This is a genomic window from Aeromicrobium sp. UBA7512, assembly GCF_002476985.1.
GTDB lineage: Bacteria > Actinomycetota > Actinomycetes > Propionibacteriales > Nocardioidaceae > Aeromicrobium > Aeromicrobium phoceense.
Genome location: NZ_DLNK01000003.1, coordinates 506,000 through 522,700, shown reverse-complemented (window position 1 = coordinate 522,700; position 16,701 = coordinate 506,000). Strand labels below are relative to the sequence as shown.

The window sequence follows — 16,701 nt, the reverse complement described above, 5'->3', positions numbered from 1 at the left end:
CGGTCCGACCGGTCAGTGCAGCAGGGTGTTGAGCGCGACCATGAACAGGCCCAGCAGCGCGGCGAATGCTGTCTCGGCGCCGGCCCGCCAGCCCGACACCCCGGCCTGGTGCGCGGCGAGGTAGCCGTAGCCCGCCATCAGCACCACGGTGACCCACAGGCCGGCCAGCATCGCGGTCGCGACCTCGCCGCCCAGCGCCAGCACCACCGCGCAGACCACGAGTGGGGGCAGCCCGCCCCAGAACACCGGCGCCTCGTGGCGGGTGCTCCGGACCAGTCGCAGCGCCAGGTGGTCGGGGTCCCCGTCCATCCCCCGCCCCAGCGCGTGCGTGTACGCGTGGGACAGCCAGTAGATCGTCAGGACGCCACCGGCGCCGAGCAGGCTCACCTCGGCCGCCGTCTTGTGGCTCAGCAACGCGAGGGTCGCACCCATGACGAGGGCGCCGTGGATCATGCCCGAGGGGTGCAGGTCGGCGAGGCGCTGGGCCAGCCGCATGCGGTTCCCATGGCTCCTGCGGTCCTCGGTCATCGTGTCGCTCCGTCCCCGATCGTGGCCGCCGTCACGGCGTCGACGAAGCGACTGTAGTCCCCCGTCGATGCGAGGAGCCGCCGTTGACGCTGCGCCCCGGTGCCGCACCGGTGGACGCGCTCGAGCCCCGCCACCACGAGGTCGGTCTCCGCGGAGCTTCCGATGCCCGGCAGGATCGTCCGCAGCAGCCGGGTGACCACGACGGCGCGGGTGACCTCCTCGGGCCCGGTGGTGGGTGGCCGTCCGTGCACCGCGACGGCCAGCAGGGCCGACCGCAGCGCCGGGTCCGAGACCGGCAGGTCGGGTCGTCCGGCCTCGATGTCGGAGGCCAGGACCTTCACGAGGGCGCGGCAGATCCCCGCGAGCATCGCGGTGTCGGCGGTGTCCAGGCACGTGTCCGCGACGCGGATCTCGATCGTCGGGTAGCGCGGTGACAGCCGCGCCAGGTGGTAGACGCTGCGCAGGTCGAGCGCGTCACCGTGGTCGACCAGCTCCGCGACCGACGCGTCGTAGGCGTCGGTGCTGGTCCAGGACCCGGGCGGGCCGAAGGTCGGCCAGCTCAGCTGCCGGACGTACCGGGTGCTGCTCCACCCGGTGTCGCGGCCGCCCGACACCGGGGAGTTCGTGCCGAGGGAGAACAGGGTCGGCAGCCACCGCCGCAGCCGTGCCAGGACCCGTACGGCCAGGTCGCGGTCGGGCACACCCACGTGGATCTGGCAGGCACACGTCCCCGCGACCGCCGCGGCATCGGGGAACCGGGTGGCGAGGTCGCGGTACCGGGGCGAGTCCGTCACGAACTCGAGGCCGGGCTCGCCGACCGGCGGCACGCCCAACGCCGCCAGGCGCACGCCGACCGCGTCGCACGCCGACGCGACCCGCCGCCGGAGGTCGACCAGCTCGCTCGCGAGCGCCGTGAGATCGGTGCACACGTCGGTGGCCGTCTCGACCTGGTAGGTCATCAGCTCGGGCTTCACCCGGTCGTCGGCGACGTCGCGCACGACGTCGGTCGCGGCAGCGACGACCGCCCCGGCGGGATCGAGGAGCAGGAACTCCTCCTCCACGCCGACCGTGAGCATGGACTCATCGTGGATACCGCCCACGGAGGCCGCCTCATCCTCGTGGGATGAGGCGGTACGCCGCCACCGTGGCACACGCTGCCGAGGAGACCGAGGCGTTCCCAAGGAGGCTGCCATGTGTCGCTGGTTGGCGTACTCGGGCAGTCCCATCCTGTTGGAGGAGCTGCTCTACAAGCCCGTGCACTCGCTGATCGACCAGAGTCAGCACTCGCGGATGGGCGTGGAGACCACGAACGGCGACGGCTTCGGGATCGGCTGGTACGGCGTCGACGACTCGCCGTCCCTGCCCGGCGCGCGCCGCAACGACGTGCCCGTCCTCTTCCGTGGGGTCGGGCCGGCCTGGGGGGACGAGAACCTGCGCGAGCTCGCGCGATCCACGTCGTCGGGGCTCTTCCTGGCCCACATCCGCGCCAGCACCGGCACCCCCGTCCAGCAGTCCAACTGCCACCCGTTCCGGTACGACCGCTGGCTCTGGGTGCACAACGGGGCCATCCGGGAGTTCCACACCCTGAAGCGCGACCTCGTGCTCGCCGTCGATCCGCAGCTGTACCCGGCGATGGCCGGGTCGACCGACTCCGAGGTCATGTTCTTCCTGGCCCTCACGTTCGGCCTGCGCGAGGATCCCGTCGCGGCCGTGGAGCGCATGGTCGGCTTCGTCGAGGCCGTCGCCCGCCGGCACGGGGTGCCCGACGCGATGCAGATGACCGTCGCGACCACCGACGGCGAACGCCTCTGGGGCTTCCGCTACTCGACGGTGGGCCAGAGCCGCACCCTCTACGTCAGCTCGGCCCTCTCGGCCCTGCGTGAGCTCTACCCCGAGAATCCCGTCTTCGCCGGCCTCGACGACGAGACACGCGTGGTCGTCTCGGAGCCGCTCGGCGATCTCGCCGGGGCGTGGAACCCGATCCCCGAGTCCAGCTACGGCGTGGTGGAGGCCGGGGACGACACCCTGGGGCACTTCGAGCCCCGCGAACCCTGACGGAAGAGAGCCCGATGGACAACCGAGCTGCCGTGAGCACCCGCGCAGGCGGAGTGCTCGCCGCCACCTGCATCTCGACCCTCGTGGTGAACGCGAACACGTCCGCGGTCAGCATCCTGCTGCCCGCCATCTCCGAGGACACCGGCATGTCGGTCACCGACCTGCAGTGGGCCGTCACCGGCTACTCGCTCGTCGGCGCCGCCGTGATCGTCACGTCCGGCTCGCTGGGCGACGTCTTCGGCCGCAAGCGGGTCTTCCAGCTGGGCCTGCTGCTGTTCGTGGTCTCCTGCGTCATGATCGCGCTCGCCCAGTCCGGCGGGATGGTCATCGCGGGCCGGGTCATCCAGGGCGCGGCGGGCGCGACGATCCTCGCCTGTGGCCTGAGCCTGCTGTCGGTCGCCAACGACGGCGAGCAACAGCTGAGAGCCGTGTCCCTGTGGGGGGCGGCGGCCGCCGTGGGTGCGGCGGCCGGACCCCTGCTCGGCGGGCTCCTCGTCGACTTCACGGGGTGGCAGGGGCTGTTCTGGATCGATGCCGTCGTCGCCGTGGTCTGCATGGTGCTGACCTTCCTGACCGTGGGCGAGTCGCGGGACCCCGACCGGCCACGGTCGATCGACTACGCCGGCACGGTGCTGATCGCCGCCACGCTGACGCCGCTCATCTTCGCGTTCACCAAGAGCGGCGACTGGGGCTGGCTGTCCGCCGCCACGCTGGGCTGCTTCGCCCTCTCGATCGCCGCGGGCTACGCGTTCATCGTCGTCGAGGGCCGCGTCGCCGTCCCTCTGCTCGACCTCGCGCTGCTGCGCAACCGGGTCCTCGTCGGCTCGACGATCGCGATCCTGATCGGTGCCGGCACGATCAACGGCCTGATGTACCTGCTGAGCCTGTACTTCCAGGACCCCGCCACCTTGAACTTCAGCCCTCTCGAGGCCGGCCTGGCCACGCTGCCCGCCACGATCGGTCTCGTGGTCGTCGCTCCGCTCGTGCCCAAGCTGGCCGCGAGATTCGGGGGTCGGCAGACCATCGGCGTCGGGTTCCTCCTCACCACGATCGGCTTCGTCATCGTGGGCTTCACGGACGCCTCCTGGGAGTACATGGCGTTCCTGCTGCCCCTGGTGCTCATCGCGGTCGGCATGGGCCTGTCGAACGGCCCGGCCTCGTCCGCCGCGACGGCCTCGGTGCCCCAGAGCCAGGTGGGTGGCGCCTCCGGCGTCTCCAACATGGCCCGGTACGTCGGCGCCGCGGTGGCCACCGCGCTGGCGGCCACCATCTACGGCACGGTGATCGCGAACCGCACCGCCGACGGCGCCGCCCAGGCCGATGCGCTGGCAGCCGGCCTGGCGGGCGCGGCGTGGCTGATGGCGATCTTCAGCTTCCTCGGCGTCCTGATGGCCCTGGTGATGAAGCGGCACCGTCCCCCGGCCGGCACGCTGGACGACGCCGCCGCCTCGGCCGCCGCCGCCCTCCACACGCTGCCGACCTCGGCGACGGCCGGCGTGGGGACCGGACGATGACCGTCCCGGCCGCCCCGGAGCCCTTCACCGCCGACGTCTACGCCGCCCGCATGCGCCACGCCGTCGACGAGGCGGACCGGGCGGGACTCGACGGAATGCTCGTGATGCCGGGCCCCGAGCTCGTGTGGCTCACGGGGTACCGGCCCACCGCGATCACGGAACGGCTCACGGTCCTCGTGCTGACCGCGGAGCGCGAGCCGACGCTCATGGTCCCGATGCTCGAGCGTCCCGACGCCGAGGGCGCCGACGGGGCGAGTGCCCTGCGCTTCCTCGACTGGGCCGACGGGGACGACCCGTTCGCGCAGGCCGGGACGCTGATCGGCGGGTCGAGCCTTCTCGGCATCTCCGACTCGGCATGGGCGCTGCACCTTCTCGGCCTGCAGGATGCGGTCCCCCGCGTCGCGTTCCGCTCGCTGACGCAGGCGCTGCCGATGCTGCGGGCGGTCAAGGACGAGGCCGAGCTCGCCCGGCTGGACGCCGCGGCCGCCGCCGCGGACGCCACGTACGGCGAGATCCTGAGCGTGCGGTTCGCTGGGCGGAGGGAGACCGAGGTCGCGGCCGACCTGGCCCGGCTGCTGCGCGACTTCGGCCACGAGCAGGTGGACTTCACGGTCGTCGGATCCGGTCCGAACGGCGCCAACCCGCACCACGAGGCGGGCGACCGGACGATCGAGGAGGGCGACGCCGTCGTCCTGGACTTCGGCGGCCTGATGCACGGCTACGGCTCGGACACCAGCCGCACCGTGTCCGTCGGCGAGCCGTCGGACCTGGTGCGCGAGGTGCACGAGGTGGTTCGGCAGGCCCAGCAGGCGGGCGTCGAGGCCGTGGCGCCGGGGGTCGCGTGCCAGGACGTCGACCGTGCTGCCCGCCGGGTGATCACCGACGCCGGGTACGGCGAGCAGTTCATCCACCGCACCGGGCACGGCATCGGTACCACGACCCACGAGCCGCCCTACATGATCGAGGGCGAGGCGCAGCCTCTCGTCGAGGGCATGTGCTTCTCGGTGGAGCCGGGCGTCTACCTGGCCGGACGGTTCGGCGTGCGGATCGAGGACATCGTCACCGTGACCCCCTCCGGCGGCCGTCGGCTCAACACCACGGACCGGTCCCTGGCCGTCGTGGAGTGACGTCAGGTCACCCGCCACGGGTGAGGAAGACGATCCCTCGCGGCGCGACACTCGGGCACATGAAGACCACACCCGTGCCTCGAGGCGAGTCGTGAGTACCGCCGACATCCCCGCTGATCGCGCTCCCGTCCGTGCCGCGCGCGCCAAGGCCACCACGACCCAGTGGATCTCGTGGATCGCCTTGGCGATGATGACCACCAGCTCAGTGGCCAGCCTCCGCGCCGCGCCCACGATGGCCGTCTACGGGCTCGCCTGCGTCTTCCTCTACCTGCTGCCGGCGATCGTCTTCCTGCTGCCGACGTCGCTGGTCTCGGCCGAGCTGGCGTCGGGCTGGGAGGGCGGCATCTACAAGTGGGTCTCGGAGGGCATCTCCAAGCCCGCGGGCTTCCTCGCCGTGTGGTGCCAGTTCGCGATGACGATCTTCTACTACCCGAGCCTGCTGGGATTCGTGGCGAGCACCCTGGCGTACGTGTTCAACCCGGCGCTGGCCAGCAGCGGCGTCTGGACCGCAGCGGTCATCATCGTCGTCTACTGGTCGGGCGTGTGGGTCTCCGCACGCGGCACGAAGGGCGTCGCGGGGCTGGCCAGCGGCGGCCTCATCATCGGCACGCTCGTCCCCGGTGTGGTGCTGGTCCTGCTGGGCGTCGTCTTCCTCGGCCAGGGCAACGAGTCGGCCGCCCCGATGTCGGCGGACAACCTGCTGCCCGCCTGGGCCGGGCTCTCGAGCCTCGTGCTCATCGTGAACAACTTCCTGTCCTACTCGGGCATGGAGATGAACGCCGTGCACGTCAGCTCGCTGAAGAACCCGGGCAAGGAGTTCCCGAAGTCGATGTTCCTGGCCATGGGCCTGGTGTTGACGATCTTCATCCTCCCGGCGCTCGCCATCGCGTGGATCGTGCCCGCCGAGGAGCTGTCGCTCACCGCCGGCGTCATGCAGGCGTTCGACGCGGTGTTCGCCAACTTCGGCTGGTCGTGGCTCACCCCGATTGTCGGCATCATGCTCGTCACCGCCTCGCTCGGCGGCATGCTCACCTGGCTCGCCGGCCCCTCGAAGGGCCTGCTGCTGATCTCGCGCCAGGAGGGCTACCTCCCGCCGTTCCTGCAGAAGCTGAACAAGAACGGCGTGCAGCAGAACATCCTGGTCGTGCAGGGCCTGGTCACCACGGTGATCGGCCTGGCCTACGCGCTGATCCCCGACGTCTCCAGTGCCTACTGGATCTTCTCGGTCATCACGACGCAGGTGTACCTGATCATGTACCTGCTGATGTTCGTGGCCGCGATCCAGCTGCGGCGCAAGCATCCCGACCACCCACGCGGCTACCGCGCACCGATGCTGGTCGGCATGTGCGGCGTCGGCTTCGCGGCTTCGCTGGCGGCGCTGCTCGTCGGCTTCATCCCGCCCTCGCAGTTCGCGTCGGGCAACTCCGGCGTGTACTTCGCGATCGTCGGCGGCGGCGCGCTGGGCCTCGGCCTAGTCGTTCCGTTCCTGTTCTACCGCTTCCGCAAGCCCTCGTGGAAGCAGCCCCAGCCCGACGAGGTGATCGCGTCATGAGCACACACACGGAGAACCAGAGCTCGCGGGAGAGGTCGTGGATCTACATCACGGCCTGCGTGCTCCTCGCCGGCGCCGCCATCGTGGCCGTGCTGCTGTTCGAGGACGTCCGTGAGAGCAACCGCGCGCAGGACCGGGCCGACGAGCTGATCACGGCGCTCGAGGAGGCCGGGGTCACGCAGACTCCCGACCGGGACAGGATCGTGCGTGTTCTCGGTGACGACGGAGGCGCCGTGTGCGACGACCCGAACGGCGCCCTGCGCCGTGCGACCTTCTTCTCGATGCTCACGAACGGCGCGGCGGGGCCGGGTACGCGTCCGGTCATCGCCGATAGCCGGGCGGTGCAGGGACAGCTGCTCATCATGGAGGTCTACTGCCCCGACGAGCTGGACGAGTTCCGCGAGTTCGCCGAGGACCTCAAGACCGACGAGCACGTGAGCGACTGAGCCATGGACCTCAAGCAGCGCATCACCGATCTCATGGGCGACGTGCACGACGAGCTGGCCGAGCTCGTCGCCATCCCGTCCGTGGCCGATCCGCGCCAGTTCCCGCCCGAGGAGTGCGAGCGGGCGGCGGCCTGGGTGCGCGACAGGTTCGCCGGGGTCGGGTTCGACGTACGTCTGGAGGAGACGGCGGACGGCAGCCAGGCGGTGGTCGGGTCCCGCGCCGGATCCCGGCCGGACGCGCCGACGGTCCTGCTCTACGCCCACTACGACGTCCAGCCGCCCGTCGACGAGCAGGCCTGGCGCACTCCCCCGTTCGAGATGACGGAGGTGGACGGCCGCTGGTACGGCCGTGGCACTGCCGACTGCAAGGGCAACATCCTCATGCACCTGACCGCGCTGCGCGCCCTGGGCGACGACCTCGCGGTCAACCTCAAGCTGGTGGTGGAGGGGTCGGAGGAGCAGGGCACCGGCGGGCTCGAGGAGTTCGTGCAGGCCAACCCCGAGCTCTTCCGGGCTGACGCCATCCTGGTCTGCGACACGGGGAACGCCGCCGTGGGTCGGCCGGCGGCGACGGTGAGCCTGCGCGGCATGGTGAACGTCGTGGTGACGATGGAGTCGGCGACCACCGAGCTGCACTCCGGCATGTTCGGCGGCGCCGCCCCCGACGCGCTGGCCGCGCTGGTGCAGGCGCTCTCGACCATGCGCGACGAGGACGGAGACACCGTCGTCGACGGGATGGAGAACACCCAGGAGTGGACGGGGGCGCCCTACCCGGACGCCCAGTTCCGCTCCGACGCGGGGGTGCTCGACGGCGTCTCGCTGCTCGGCAGTGGGAGCGTGTCCGACATGCTGTGGGCGCGGCCCGCGATGACCATCCTGGGCATCGACTGTCCACCGGTGGTCGGCTCGGCGGCGGCGATCGTGCCGAAGGCGTCGGCGCGGCTGAACCTGCGCATCCCGCCGGGCATCACGCCGCAGGAGGCCGAGTCCCGCCTGGTCGCCCACGTGGACGCGGCCACGCCGTGGGGGGTGCACTGCAGCGTCGAGATCGAGGCCACGGGATCGCCGTTCCAGGCCGCGACGGACGGCCCGGCCTACCGGGCCCTGGCCGCTGCGATGCAGGAGGCGTACGGAGTGGAGATGACCCACCTCGGGCAGGGCGGGTCGATCCCGCTGTGCAACGTCTTCGCGGAGCTGTACCCCGAGGCGGAGATCGTTCTCATGGGCGTGGAGGAGCCTCAGGCGCTCATCCACGCCCCGAACGAGAGCGTCGACCCGACCGAGATCGCATCCATGGCCCTGTCGGAGGCGCTGTTCCTCCAGCGCTTCGCATGACGGACCGGCGCGAGGTCTACGAGACGCTGGACCTCGCGTTGCGGATCGGGGAGGTCCTGCTGTCCTCGGGGGCGGGGGCCGCTGACGTCAGCGCCACGATGCTGGAGGTCACCCGCGCCTGCGGGGTGCGCAATGTCTCGGCGGACGTGACGTTCGTCGACCTCACCCTGCGCCACCAGCCCGGCCGGGACGAGGCCGCCGCGATCCAGGTCCGCCGCGTGAACCGGCGCCCCGTCGACTACGCCGACCTGATCGAGGTCGACCAAGCCGTGAGTGCCCTGGTCGCCGGCGACACCACGCGGCTCGAGGCGCGGGACCAGGTCGCACGGATCGTCTCGACCGGGCACCAGCGGAGACGGTGGTCCGTGACGGTCGGCTGGGGCTTCATGGGTGCAGGGATCGCGCTCACGCTGGGCGGCGGACCGCTGGTCTGCCTGCTCGCGTTCATCGCCGCGTGCGGCATCGATGCGACCCAGCGCCTGCTGCCGCCTCAGCGCATCCCGCCGTTCTACCAGCAGGCCGCGGGCGGCTTCGTCGCCACCATGGTCGCGGTGGGCGCCTCCGCGACGACGCTCGACGTGAACCCGTCCCGCGTCGTCACGGCCGGCATCGTGATGCTGCTGGCGGGCGTCGGCATCCTCGGCGCCACGCAGGACGCGCTCACGGGATTTCCCGTGACCGCTGCCGCTCGTGTGATCGACGCGTTCCTGAACACCATGGGCATCATCGCGGGGGTGGCCGCCGGCCTGACGGTCGGCGACCTGCTCGGGGTCGATCTCTTCAACGTCACCGTCGTCGGCGCGTCCGGGCTGGCCGAGGTGGGTGCCACGGTGATCGGGGCCGCGACGGCGGCCGCCGCGTTCGCCTACGCGTCCTACGCCCCGCTGCGTGCCCTCGTGGCGGTCGCCCTGGTCGGGGCGCTCGGGCAGGCCGTGCTGCTGTCGGTCAATGCCACCGACGTCGGGCACACCTGGGGCGCAGCGATCGCCGCGGTGGTGATCGGCGGGGTCTGCCATCTCGTCGCCGGCCGGTTCCGGGTGCCGCCCCTCGTGGTCGTCGTGCCGGCGATCGTCCCGCTCCTGCCGGGCCTGGACGTCTACCGTGGGCTGGCCCTGCTCGCCGAGGGCGAGGACGGCGTGCTCGAGCTGGCGTCCGCCCTCGCTACGGCGCTCGCCCTGGCATCGGGGGTGATCCTCGGGCAGTACATCGCGCGTCCGCTCAAGCGGGAGGCGCACCGCATCGAGCGACGGCTCTCCGGCCCGCGGATGGTGGGCCGGGGTCAGGTCGACTAGCAGCTCACTCCCCCGCGTCGAGGTGCCCGGCCAGCCGACCGTGACGCTCGCGGCTGGCCTCGTTCAGGCCGCGGATCGTGACGTGCTTGCCCTTGGCCGCGTACTTCGTCTCGATCGCGTCGAGGGCCGCGACGCTCGAGGCGTCCCAGGTGTGGGACTCGGAGAGGTCGATGACGACGTTCGGCGGATCGCCCGCGTAGTCGAACTGGTAGACGAGGTCGTTGCTGGAGGCGAAGAACAGCTCCCCCACGACCTTGTAGACGCGGGTGTCCGGATCGGGTTGGGCGACGTCGACGACTTCGGTGAAGTGGGCCACCCGCCGGGCGAACAGCACCGAGGCGACCACGACACCGGAGACCACGCCGATCGCCAGGTTCTCCGTCGCCACGACCACTGCGACGGTCACCACCATCACGAGCGTCTCGCTGCGCGGCATCCGGCGCAGGGTGGCCGGGGCGACGCTGTGCCAGCCGAACGTGCCGACCGAGACCATGATCATCACCGCCACGAGCGCAGCCATCGGGATCGTCGCCACGGCGTCGCCGAAGCCGACCACCAGGACGAGCAGGAAGACGCCCGCGAGGAACGTGGAGATCCGTGTACGCGCACCCGACGCCTTCACGTTGATCATCGTCTGGCCGATCATGGCGCAGCCACCCATGCCACCGAAGAGGCCGGTGACCACGTTGGCGACGCCCCGACCCCACGACTCGCGCGTCTTGTCCGAGTGGGTGCCGGTGATGTCGTCGACGAGCTTGGCCGTCATGAGCGACTCCATCAGGCCGCCGAGGGCCATCCCCACCGCGTAGGGGGCGATGATCCGCAGGGTCTCGAGCGTCCAGGGCACATCGGAGGTGAACAGCGCCGGGAGGCTGCTGGGCAGCTCGCCCTCGTCGCCGACGTTCGGCACGTGGAGCGCGGCCACGACCGTGATCGCGGTGAGGACCACGATCGCCACGAGGGGCGCCGGCACCACGCTCGTGATCCGCGGGAGCAGGACGATCACGATCAGTCCCCGCTCAGGACCGGCCCCGCACGTCCGCGATCGTGCTGCACGTGCCGAGACGCGGTGTGGCGCTGCTGGTGTCCGTGTCAGTCACCCTCCACCGTGAAGTTCCGAAAGTTGATCTGGCGTTCGAGAACGTGCTCCGCCACCTCGAGCAACGTGGTTCCCGCCGAGAACGCCTGTGCCTTCAGCAGCGCGATGGCATCCGTGGGACGCACCCCGACCTGGGCGATGACCATGCCCGTGGCCTGGTGCACCTTCGCCTGCGACGGCCACCCCACGTCCTGGGGTCCGCCGCCGAGCGCGTTCGCCGGGTCCTCGAGGAGCGCGGCGCCCAACGCCGCACCCAGGAAGCGATAGACGCCCGCCTCGATCTGGTCGGGCGACTGCCGGTGCACGCTCAGGACGCCCACCGTGTGGTGCTCGAAGATCAGGGGCACCGACGTGACCAGGCCCGAGAAGCCCAGCTGGACGACGCGCTCGTGGAACAGGGGCCACGCCTCGTCGTCGCCGTCCGGGATGTCGGCGGTGCTGACGTCGCCCGAGTCCAGGGCGGCGGGCGTGGGGCCCTCCCCGACCACGGTCTGGAGGTCCTCGAGCGTCGCGGCCAGCTCGTCGGTGGAGCAGGCCGTGACCCTCAGGTCCGACTCCCCGGGCAGCACGATCGAGGCCCCATCCGCGCGGAGCATCCGCCGGCCCGCCTCGCACAGCCGCTCGATGATGGGCTCGACGTCCTGGAGGGCGGCGAGGATCGCCGCGAGCCGTGAGATCACGTGATCGTAGGTCTCGGTCATCAGAAAGTCCCCCGTCCCGCGGCGCTGCTGGTGAGGCAACCGTGTCGATGCTCGTCACGTACCCACTGGTGCGGTGACGCATGCGGGGTCAGGCCCCGGGCAGGCCCCGTTCCTCGACGACCTGGCGCGCGACGTCGCGCAGCTTGACGTTCTCGGTCTGCGAGATCCGACGGAGCACGTCGAACGCGCGATCTGCGTCGATGTCGTAGCGCTCCATGATCATGCCCATCGCGATGCCGATGAGCTTGCGGGCGTCCACGGCCTTGCGCAATCCCTCGATGTCGAGGTTCGCTGCCAGGGACGCGGAGGCGTGACGGGCGAGGATCATCGTGACGGCCAAGTCGTCCTCGTCGAAGGCCCGCGGCTCACGCGCGTAGACGTTGAGCGAGCCGTACCGACGGCTCTTCGTCGCCAACGGGACGCTGAGCACACTGCGATACCCCAAGTCGGCGACGGCGGCGCCCCATCGTGGCCACCGGGTGTCGGTCGTCGTGTCCTCGACGCTGTAGATGGTCTCGCTCTGCTCGAGCGCGGCGAGGCACGGTCCTTCGTCGAGCTTGATCTGCAGCTCGTGGGCCCGGACGACAGCGTCGCTCGTAGCGCCCGCCGTGTCGATCTGGTTGCGACCGAGTAGCAGCATGACGCCGGCGTCGTCACAGGCGATCGCGGAGCGCGAGTAGTCCGCGATGCGCTCGATCGTCTGTTCGCTGTCAGCGGCCTCGTGCAGCGCAAGGACGGTCTGGGCCAGATCGAACGGGTCGTGCTGACCGGAGCGCTCGGGCTCTTCGGCAGGCGAGGCCGGACCAGTCGGCGACTCCGTGGTCATGCGTACCGCCTTTCCGCGCAGATCGGCCCCCCAGTGCATCACGAGCACGTTCGCTCTCACCCTACGCCAACGCCCGCATGCGGGTACGACGACGCCGACCTAGGGTTCAGACATGGACGTGCGACTCAATCAGCGGTACACGCTGGGCGCGGTCGTCGGCTCCGGCGGCATGGGAGCGGTCCACCGCGCGACGGACACGGTGCTGGGGCGGACCGTGGCCGTCAAGGTCCTCCACGGCGACCAGAGCGGCGACGACATCGGCCGGGCACGCATGCGCAGCGAGGCCCATCTCGCCGCGTCGATCCACCATCCCGGCGTCGCCCAGGTCTTCGACTACGTCGAGGACGACACCGCGCCGGACGGGTCCACGTTCATCGTCATGCAGTACGTCGAGGGGCACTCCCTGAGCCAGCTGCTGAGGGAGCGCGGCCCGATGCCGCCCGAGCAGGTGATGTCCGTCGTGGAGCAGGTGGCCGACGGGCTGCAGGCGGCCCACGACGCCGGCATCGTCCACCGCGACCTGAAGCCGGCCAACATCATGCTGACCCCGGCCGGGCGGACGGTCCTCGTCGACTTCGGGATCGCGCAGGCCGCCACGAGCGAGCCGCTGACCGACACGGGCTCGCTCGTCGGCACCACCGACTACATCAGCCCCGAGCAGGTGCGCGGCAGGAGCGCGACGGCTCAGTCCGACGTCTACGCCCTCGGCGTGGTCGCCTACCACTGCCTGACGGGCCGGTCGCCCTTCCGGCGCGACACGCACATCGCCACGGCGATGGCGCAGCTGAACGACGAGCTGCCCCCGTTCGATCCCTCCGTGCCCGCGGAGGTCCAGCAGCTCATCACCGCGATGACGGCGAAGGACCCGGCGGACCGCCCGGCGACGGCGGGCGACGTGGCGCGCTGCGCCGCCGCCATCGGTGCCGCTACCTCGATCGAACTCCCTGCGACCTTCGAGGTGCCGGCGCCCGCACGCGCGGCCGTGGAGACGAGCGTCCCCCTCGCGACTGCCACGCAGAAGGCGGTCGTCACGCGGCACCGACGCCCGGTGAGTGCCTACGCCGCCGTGGGCGTGGCCGTGCTGCTTGCTGCGCTGCTGCTGGGCGGCCGCGAGCTGCTGTTCGGTGGCGCCCCGGTGATCCCGGACGTCATCGGCCTCCAGGCGGCCGCCGCTGCCGACCGCATCGAGGACGAAGGACTGACGTCGCGGACCGAGATCGTCGACGTGGCCGGCACACCGAAGGGCGAGGTGGTCGAGCAGTCCCCCTCCCCCGGCACCGAGAGCACCGACGGCGCGCCCGTCACGCTGTCGGTCGCCTCGGGCAAGGTGCGCATCTCCGCGAAGAGCCTCATTGGGAAGCCGTTCGCCGAGGCGGCGGCGGTGCTGGAGCGTCGCGGCTTCGTCGTGGCGCGCGACGACGTCACACGTGCCGGTGACACCGGCGACGTGGTGGCGGTGGACAAGTCCGGGCGACTCCCCGACGGCTCCACCGTGACCCTGTCGGTCGCCGTTGCCCCCGTGGCGGCCCCCGCCCCGACCGGCTCCGGTTCCGGTTCCGGGGACGCAGGCTCGTCCTCGGGAAGTGGCAACGGCAACACCGGCAACCAGGGCAACGGGAACTCCGGCAAGGGCAACAACGGCAAGGCGAAGGGCAAGAACAAGGGGAAGGGCAAGGGGAACTGACGCCGCTCAGTCGGCCTCGGTGACGCGCATCCCGAGCGGGAAGTGGTCGGAGAACCCGTTCTCGTCCACCGGGTGGCCCATTCCCCCGAACGGCACGGGGCGCGGGTACGGTCCGTCGTCCGACGTCCCCGGGAACCTCAGGATCTCCACCGAGGCCTCGTCCACCCGCAGGGGTGCGTCACCCGTCATCGCGCGGTTCACCAGCACCTGGTCGAGCATGTTGGGCTGGTTCTGCCAGTAGAAGGTGCCGTCCGGCTGCCCCGACCTGCCGCCGGCCAGCGGCCACGCGAGGTTCCACAGCAGCGGGATCTCCGCACCGGTCACGCGGTTGCGCTGACGCGTGCTGAGCGCGTGCTGCACGAGTGAGGTGTCGAAGGGCTCGTCGTTGAAGTCGCCGAGGACGATCACGGGCGTCTCGGGACCGTGCACCTCGAGGACCCGCTCGTGGAAGTAGGCGAGGGTCTCTCCCGCGATGTGGCGGTAGCCGGCGGACTCGAACTGACCCCCGCTGCGCGACGGCCAGTGGTTGCCGAAGACGGCCCAGGTCCTGGCGCCGTGGGTGGTGCGGAAGTTCACCTGCACCAGCTCGCGCGTGGCGTTGCGGCGCATGACGACGTGGAAGAACGTCTCGTTCGGGGGGACCTCGAGCACCGACGTCTCGTACAGGAACGCGACGTCGATGCCGCGGGCGTCGTCGGTGTCGGCGTGGGCGATCCCGTAGTGGCGTCCGGGCAGCCGCTTCTCCAGGTTGGCCACGAGGAGGTTGAGCACGAACCGGTTCTCCACCTCGCAGACGCCGAGGAGATCGGGTCCGGCGCCGTCGTTCATCTGGGCGATCACCGAGGCGAGCTGGTCGATCTTGCGGTTGCGCAGGGTGCGAGTCCACCCCACGAGGTCGTTCCCGATCGTCCGGCGGAGCTTCTCGGTGCGACGCGTCGCGGGTGCCTTCTCCTCGTCGAAGAGGTTCTCCAGGTTCCACCAGGCGACGTAGTAGTCGACGGACATGACGTCCACCTCCTCGCTCACCGATGACGAGCGCCCGGCGTTGCAGGCTGATACGGCACCGATTCCGGTCCCTGCGTTTCATCATGCGCCCGGAACGGCTCACCCGGGCGCCCTGGCTGACATCATCGGGGCATGGACGTGCCGCTCTGGGTCGAGGCGGGCCTGTGGGGCCTGCTGGCCGGCGGTGCCCTGGTGATCGGCGCGGCCGTCGCGTGGCTCGTGGATGTGCCGCGCCGGGTGGTGGCCTCGATCATGGCGTTCGGCGCCGGCGTGCTGATCTCGGCCCTGGCCTTCGACCTGGTCGACGAGGCCGAGGAGCTGGGCGGACTCACGCCCACGGTGCTCGGGTTCCTCGTGGGCGCGCTCGTCTACGTCGCGGCGAACCTCGTGCTGGCGCGGTACGGCGCCCGCCACCGCAAGCGCTCCGGCGATGAGCAGGCGTCCGAGGAGGAGCAGGCGGGCAGCGGGACGGCCATCGCGATCGGCGCCCTGCTCGACGGCGTGCCCGAGTCGGTGGTGCTCGGTCTCTCGCTCGTGAGCGGTGGCGGCGTGGGAGTGCCCGTGCTGGCAGCCATCTTCGTCTCGAACCTCCCCGAGGGACTGTCCAGCGCCGCGGGCATGAAGCGCAGCGGCCGATCGGCCCGGTACGTGTTCGGCGTCTGGGGCTCGATCGCGCTCGCCAGCGGCCTGGCCGCGATGGCCGGCTGCCTCCTGCTCGACGACGCCTCGCCCACCACGATCGCCGCCATCACCGCGAGCGCCGCCGGCGCGATCCTGGCGATGGTGGCCGACACGATGATCCCCGAGGCCTTCGAGCGCACGCATCTCTACGTGGGCCTGCTGGCGACGATCGGCTTCCTGTGCGCCTTCACGATCTCCCGGGCGGGCTGACTCAGCGGCGCCAGAACAGGTGGTGCGCCACGCCGCTCGGGCTGGGCACCTGCTCCAGGTGGAAGCGGTCGAGCAGGTCCTCGGGCCCCTGCCACAGGCGCTCGCCCCGGCCGAGCTCGGTGGGAACGACGACCACGTGCAGCGTGTCGATCAGGTCCGCCTCCAGGAACTCGCGCACCGTCGCGACGCCTCCGCCGATGCGCACGTCCTTCCCCTCGGCGGCCTCCATGGCCCGGGCCAGCGCCTCCTCGGGCGTGGCGTCCAGGAAGTGGAACGTGGTGTCGCCCAGCGTGAACGACGGGCGCTCGTGATGGGTCAGGACGAACACCGGGGTGTGGAACGGCGGCTCGTCGCCCCACCAGCCCTGCCAGTCGTGGTTCTCCCACGGCCCACGCTGCGGCCCGAACTTGTTGCGCCCCATGATCTCCGCGCCGATGTTGTTGCCGAAGTCGCGGGTGAAGTAGTCGTCGAGCCCGCGGCTGCCGCCCGGCTCGATCCGGCCCGGCCAGTGGGCCGTGGCCAGCATCCAGCCGGCGAGGACCGCCGGATCGGCATGCCCGAACGGACGCTCGAGACTCTGGCCCGCCCCGCTGCCGTACCCGTCGCGGGAGAGCATGAAGTTCTGGACTCGGACGATCGGGGCCAC

At 71.2% G+C, this 16,701-nt stretch carries 16 protein-coding genes; 9 read left to right on the top strand and 7 right to left on the bottom strand.

Annotation, left to right across the window (positions count from 1 at the left end):
• Positions 1-12: 12 nt before the first annotated feature.
• Both B2363_RS04480 and B2363_RS04475 read right to left on the bottom strand, forming a co-directional pair.
• Positions 13-528, bottom strand: a complete 516-nt coding sequence (locus tag B2363_RS04480) for a hypothetical protein (protein ID WP_286928730.1) — start codon at positions 526-528, stop codon at positions 13-15.
• Positions 525-1,604: a carboxylate-amine ligase gene (locus tag B2363_RS04475; RefSeq protein ID WP_286928728.1), complete on the bottom strand. Its 1,080-nt coding sequence runs from the start codon at positions 1,602-1,604 to the stop codon at positions 525-527. Before B2363_RS04475 ends, B2363_RS04480 begins: the two co-directional genes overlap by 4 nt.
• Positions 1,605-1,719: 115 nt before the next feature.
• On the opposite strand from B2363_RS04475, the gene B2363_RS04470 reads away from it, so the two are divergent.
• From B2363_RS04470 to B2363_RS04440, 7 genes are all read left to right on the top strand, one after another.
• The gene (locus B2363_RS04470) at positions 1,720-2,583 is read left to right on the top strand and encodes a class II glutamine amidotransferase (RefSeq protein ID WP_286928727.1); all 864 of its coding nucleotides are present in this window, start codon (positions 1,720-1,722) and stop codon (positions 2,581-2,583) included.
• Between the two features lie 32 nt (positions 2,584-2,615).
• Complete coding sequence (locus tag B2363_RS04465) at positions 2,616-4,097, top strand: MFS transporter (protein ID WP_286928724.1); 1,482 nt, start codon at positions 2,616-2,618, stop codon at positions 4,095-4,097.
• Entirely contained in the window at positions 4,094-5,224 is a 1,131-nt protein-coding gene (locus B2363_RS04460; protein ID WP_286928722.1) for an aminopeptidase P family protein, read from the top strand. The genes B2363_RS04465 and B2363_RS04460 overlap by 4 nt, the downstream gene beginning before the upstream one ends.
• Positions 5,225-5,315: 91 nt before the next feature.
• Complete coding sequence (locus B2363_RS04455; RefSeq protein ID WP_286928721.1) at positions 5,316-6,776, top strand: APC family permease; 1,461 nt, start codon at positions 5,316-5,318, stop codon at positions 6,774-6,776.
• Positions 6,773-7,222 carry a hypothetical protein gene (locus B2363_RS04450; RefSeq protein ID WP_286928719.1) on the top strand — a complete coding sequence of 150 codons (450 nt, stop codon included), beginning with the start codon at positions 6,773-6,775 and terminating at the stop codon, positions 7,220-7,222. Before B2363_RS04455 ends, B2363_RS04450 begins: the two co-directional genes overlap by 4 nt.
• A 3-nt stretch (positions 7,223-7,225) precedes the next feature.
• A complete protein-coding gene (locus B2363_RS04445; RefSeq protein ID WP_286928718.1) occupies positions 7,226-8,557 on the top strand; it encodes a dipeptidase in 1,332 nt (443 codons plus the stop codon).
• On the top strand, positions 8,554-9,849 hold the full coding sequence (locus B2363_RS04440; protein WP_286928716.1) for a threonine/serine ThrE exporter family protein: 1,296 nt from the start codon (positions 8,554-8,556) through the stop codon (positions 9,847-9,849). The genes B2363_RS04445 and B2363_RS04440 overlap by 4 nt, the downstream gene beginning before the upstream one ends.
• A gap of 4 nt (positions 9,850-9,853) precedes the next feature.
• On the opposite strand, the gene B2363_RS04435 is transcribed toward B2363_RS04440, so the two are convergent.
• The 3 genes from B2363_RS04435 to B2363_RS04425 form a co-directional block, all read right to left on the bottom strand.
• Positions 9,854-10,855 carry a SulP family inorganic anion transporter gene (locus B2363_RS04435; RefSeq protein WP_286928715.1) on the bottom strand — a complete coding sequence of 334 codons (1,002 nt, stop codon included), beginning with the start codon at positions 10,853-10,855 and terminating at the stop codon, positions 9,854-9,856.
• An 86-nt stretch (positions 10,856-10,941) separates the two neighbouring features.
• The gene (locus tag B2363_RS04430) at positions 10,942-11,649 is read right to left on the bottom strand and encodes a GAF and ANTAR domain-containing protein (RefSeq protein WP_286928713.1); all 708 of its coding nucleotides are present in this window, start codon (positions 11,647-11,649) and stop codon (positions 10,942-10,944) included.
• A gap of 88 nt (positions 11,650-11,737) precedes the next feature.
• Positions 11,738-12,475 carry a GAF and ANTAR domain-containing protein gene (locus B2363_RS04425; RefSeq protein ID WP_286928712.1) on the bottom strand — a complete coding sequence of 246 codons (738 nt, stop codon included), beginning with the start codon at positions 12,473-12,475 and terminating at the stop codon, positions 11,738-11,740.
• 112 nt (positions 12,476-12,587) lie between these two features.
• On the opposite strand from B2363_RS04425, the gene B2363_RS04420 reads away from it, so the two are divergent.
• Positions 12,588-14,159: a protein kinase domain-containing protein gene (locus B2363_RS04420; RefSeq protein WP_286928711.1), complete on the top strand. Its 1,572-nt coding sequence runs from the start codon at positions 12,588-12,590 to the stop codon at positions 14,157-14,159.
• 6 nt (positions 14,160-14,165) lie between these two features.
• Here the strand turns inward: B2363_RS04420 and B2363_RS04415 are convergent, their stop codons facing one another.
• Positions 14,166-15,164, bottom strand: a complete 999-nt coding sequence (locus B2363_RS04415; protein ID WP_181755805.1) for an endonuclease/exonuclease/phosphatase family protein — start codon at positions 15,162-15,164, stop codon at positions 14,166-14,168.
• Between the two features lie 132 nt (positions 15,165-15,296).
• Between B2363_RS04415 and B2363_RS04410 the strand changes: the two genes are divergently transcribed.
• Positions 15,297-16,055 carry a ZIP family metal transporter gene (locus B2363_RS04410; RefSeq protein WP_194956260.1) on the top strand — a complete coding sequence of 253 codons (759 nt, stop codon included), beginning with the start codon at positions 15,297-15,299 and terminating at the stop codon, positions 16,053-16,055.
• A 1-nt stretch (position 16,056) separates the two neighbouring features.
• Here the strand turns inward: B2363_RS04410 and B2363_RS04405 are convergent, their stop codons facing one another.
• Positions 16,057-16,701, bottom strand: coding sequence for a dihydrofolate reductase family protein (locus B2363_RS04405; protein ID WP_286928710.1), 645 nt, complete (start codon positions 16,699-16,701; stop codon positions 16,057-16,059).

Excerpts from the sequence above, each read along its gene's own strand:
- B2363_RS04425 (WP_286928712.1), bottom strand. The coding sequence starts at position 12,475 with ATGACCACGGAGTCGCCGACTGGTCCGGCCTCGCCTGCCGAAGAGCCC.
- B2363_RS04440 (WP_286928716.1), top strand. The coding sequence starts at position 8,554 with ATGACGGACCGGCGCGAGGTCTACGAGACGCTGGACCTCGCGTTGCGG.
- B2363_RS04430 (WP_286928713.1), bottom strand. The coding sequence starts at position 11,649 with ATGACCGAGACCTACGATCACGTGATCTCACGGCTCGCGGCGATCCTC.
- B2363_RS04475 (WP_286928728.1), bottom strand. The coding sequence starts at position 1,604 with ATGCTCACGGTCGGCGTGGAGGAGGAGTTCCTGCTCCTCGATCCCGCC.
- B2363_RS04460 (WP_286928722.1), top strand. The coding sequence starts at position 4,094 with ATGACCGTCCCGGCCGCCCCGGAGCCCTTCACCGCCGACGTCTACGCC.
- B2363_RS04410 (WP_194956260.1), top strand. The coding sequence starts at position 15,297 with ATGGACGTGCCGCTCTGGGTCGAGGCGGGCCTGTGGGGCCTGCTGGCC.
- B2363_RS04470 (WP_286928727.1), top strand. The coding sequence starts at position 1,720 with ATGTGTCGCTGGTTGGCGTACTCGGGCAGTCCCATCCTGTTGGAGGAG.
- B2363_RS04450 (WP_286928719.1), top strand. The coding sequence starts at position 6,773 with ATGAGCACACACACGGAGAACCAGAGCTCGCGGGAGAGGTCGTGGATC.
- B2363_RS04445 (WP_286928718.1), top strand. The coding sequence starts at position 7,226 with ATGGACCTCAAGCAGCGCATCACCGATCTCATGGGCGACGTGCACGAC.
- B2363_RS04415 (WP_181755805.1), bottom strand. The coding sequence starts at position 15,164 with ATGTCCGTCGACTACTACGTCGCCTGGTGGAACCTGGAGAACCTCTTC.
- B2363_RS04420 (WP_286928711.1), top strand. The coding sequence starts at position 12,588 with ATGGACGTGCGACTCAATCAGCGGTACACGCTGGGCGCGGTCGTCGGC.
- B2363_RS04480 (WP_286928730.1), bottom strand. The coding sequence starts at position 528 with ATGACCGAGGACCGCAGGAGCCATGGGAACCGCATGCGGCTGGCCCAG.